The 2,562-nt window shown below is 74.9% G+C and carries 1 protein-coding gene; it reads right to left on the bottom strand.

Annotated elements, in window-relative coordinates; translation table 11 throughout:
- A partial coding sequence (locus CCN72_RS33805) for a bifunctional [glutamine synthetase] adenylyltransferase/[glutamine synthetase]-adenylyl-L-tyrosine phosphorylase (protein WP_086812100.1) occupies positions 1 to 2,298 on the bottom strand: 2,298 nt, incomplete at its 3' end.
- Between the last annotated feature and the right edge of the window lie 264 nt (positions 2,299 to 2,562).

Genomic DNA, 2,562 nt, shown 5'->3' on the forward strand with positions numbered 1-2,562 from the left:
GAGCCGGCGCATCTCGGCGACGACCTTGTTCGCGGCGGCGGTGGCCTCCTGTTCGGCCACGCCCTCCTGCGGCTCATGGACGAACAAAACGTCCGCGTCGGAGCCGTAGCCCAGTTCATGGCCGCCGAACCGGCCCATGCCGATGATCGCGAACCGGGTGGGCAGCAGGTCGCCCCAGCCGGCCCGCACCACCGCGCGCAGCGTGCCCGCGAGGGTGGCCGCGGTGAGGTCGGAGACGGCACCGCCGACCAGGTCGACCAGGGCGCCCTGGTCGGCCTGCACGGGGGTGGCCTCGGTGCCGTAGGAGGCCACGATGTCGGCGGCGGCGGTACGGAAGAGTTCGCGGCGGCGGACACCGCGGGCGGCGGTGACGCCCTGCTCGCCGTTCTCCGCCCGGCCGACGGCGGCCAGGATCTCCTGTTCCAGCGCGCTGCGGCTGCGGGGGGTCAGGCCCCTCGCCGCGCCGTCGCCGTCGCCGAGCAGGGCGACCGCCTCGGGGGCGCGCATCAGGAGGTCGGGCGCCAGGCGGCCCGCCGACAGGACGCGGGCCAGGTTCTCGGCGGCGGCGCCCTCGTCGCGGAGCAGGCGCAGGTACCAGGGGGTCTTGCCGAGGGCGTCGGAGACCTTGCGGAAGTTCAGCAGACCGGCGTCCGGGTCGGCGGAGTCGGCGAACCAGCCCAGGAGCACGGGGAGCAGGGTGCGCTGGATCGCGGCCTTGCGGGTGACGCCCGAGGCCAGGGCCTCCAGATGGCGCAGCGCCGCGGCGGGGTCGGCGTAGCCGAGGGCGACCAGGCGTTCCCGGGCGGCCTCGGGCCGCAGGCGGGCCTCGCCGGGGGCGAGCTGGGCGACGGCGTCCAGGAGCGGGCGGTAGAACAGCTTCTCGTGCAGCCGCCGTACGACGCCGGCGTGCCGCTTCCACTCGCGGTTCAGCTCGGTGACGGGGTTGGCGCGCAGGCCGAGGGAGCGGCCCAGGCGGCGCAGGTCCTCCTCGGCGGTGGGGACGAGGTGGGTGCGGCGCAGCCGGAAGAGCTGGATGCGGTGTTCCATCGCGCGCAGGAAGCGGTACGCCTCGTCCAGCCGGGCGGCGTCCTCCCGGCCCACGTAGCCGCCGGCGGCGAGGGCCTTGAGGGCGTCCAGGGTGGTGCCGCTGCGCAGGGTGGGGTCGGTGCGACCATGGACCAACTGGAGGAGCTGTACGGCGAATTCGACGTCCCGCAGGCCGCCGGGGCCCAGCTTGAGTTCCCGGTCCACTTCGGCCGCGGGGATGTTGTCGACCACGCGGCGGCGCATCTTCTGTACGTCCGCCACGAAGTTGTCGCGGTCGGCGGCCTGCCAGACCAGGGGGTGCAGCGCGGCCAGGTACTCCTGGCCCAGGTTCTCGTCGCCGGCGACCGGGCGGGCCTTGAGGAGGGCCTGGAACTCCCAGGTCTTCGCCCAGCGTTGGTAATAGGCGACGTGGGAGGAGAGGGTGCGCACGAGGGGGCCGTTGCGGCCCTCGGGGCGGAGGTTGGCGTCGACCGGCCAGATGGAGCCCTCGACGGTGGTCTCGGAGCAGATCCGCATCAGGTGCGAGGCGAGGTTGGTGGCCGCGCGCAGGGCCTTGGTCTCGTCGGTGCCCTCGGTGGCCTCCGCCACGAAGATCACGTCCACGTCGGAGACGTAGTTCAGTTCGTGGCCGCCGCACTTGCCCATGCCGATCACCGAGAGGCGGCAGGCGGCGGCGTCCTCGGGGGCGGCGGCCTCGGCCATGGCGAGGGCGGCGCGGAGGGTGGCGGTGGCGAGGTCGGCGAGTTCGGCGGCGGTCTCGGCGACGTCGGTGGTGCCGCAGACGTCGCGGGCGGCGATGGAGAGGAGGCAGCGGCGGTAGGCGACGCGGAGGGCGACGGGGTCGGTGGCGCCGTCCAGGCCCCGTTCGAACTCGGTGACGCCGGGGTGGAGGTCCTGGGGCTCGTACGTGACCAGGGCCTGCCAGTCGGTGGGGTGGCGGGCGAGGTGGTCGGCGAGGGCGGTGGAGGCGCCGAGGACGCCCAGGAGGCGGTCGCGCAGGGGTTTGGCCGCGATGAGGGTGTCGAGGAGTTCGCGGTGGGAGTTCGGGGCGGGCTGGGCTTCCAGGAGGCGGACGAGGCCGTGCAGGGCGAGGTCGGGGTCGGCGGTGGCGCCCAGGGCTTCGAGGAGGAAGGGGTCGTCGCGGACGTGGGCGAGTTCGGGGGTGTCGAGGAGGTGCTCGGCGGCGGTGGCGTCGGTGAAGCCGTGTCGGAGCAGGCGCGTGAAGGTGCTGCTTCTGCGGCCCGGCGTCATCTGTGGGGCTCCCCTCGGGGTCAGCTCTGGTCCTGGAGGGAGCGTAGTCGCCTGCGGCGGGCTGTGCCGGGTCGGGTGCCTGCGGCTGGCTCGCCGTGGTGGTGCGGGTGCCGGAGGCGGCCCCCTCAGCGCCGTCGTGGTCGCCCGCCTGCGGCGGACTCGCCGTCGTGCGGATGCCTGCGGCGGCCCCCATCGTGGTCGCCCGCCTGCGGCGGACTCGCCGTCGTGCGGATGCCTGCGGCGGCCCCCTCAGCGCCGTCGTGG

Origin of the sequence: Streptomyces murinus (assembly GCF_002154555.1) — a bacterium.
Taxonomy (GTDB): domain Bacteria; phylum Actinomycetota; class Actinomycetes; order Streptomycetales; family Streptomycetaceae; genus Streptomyces; species Streptomyces murinus.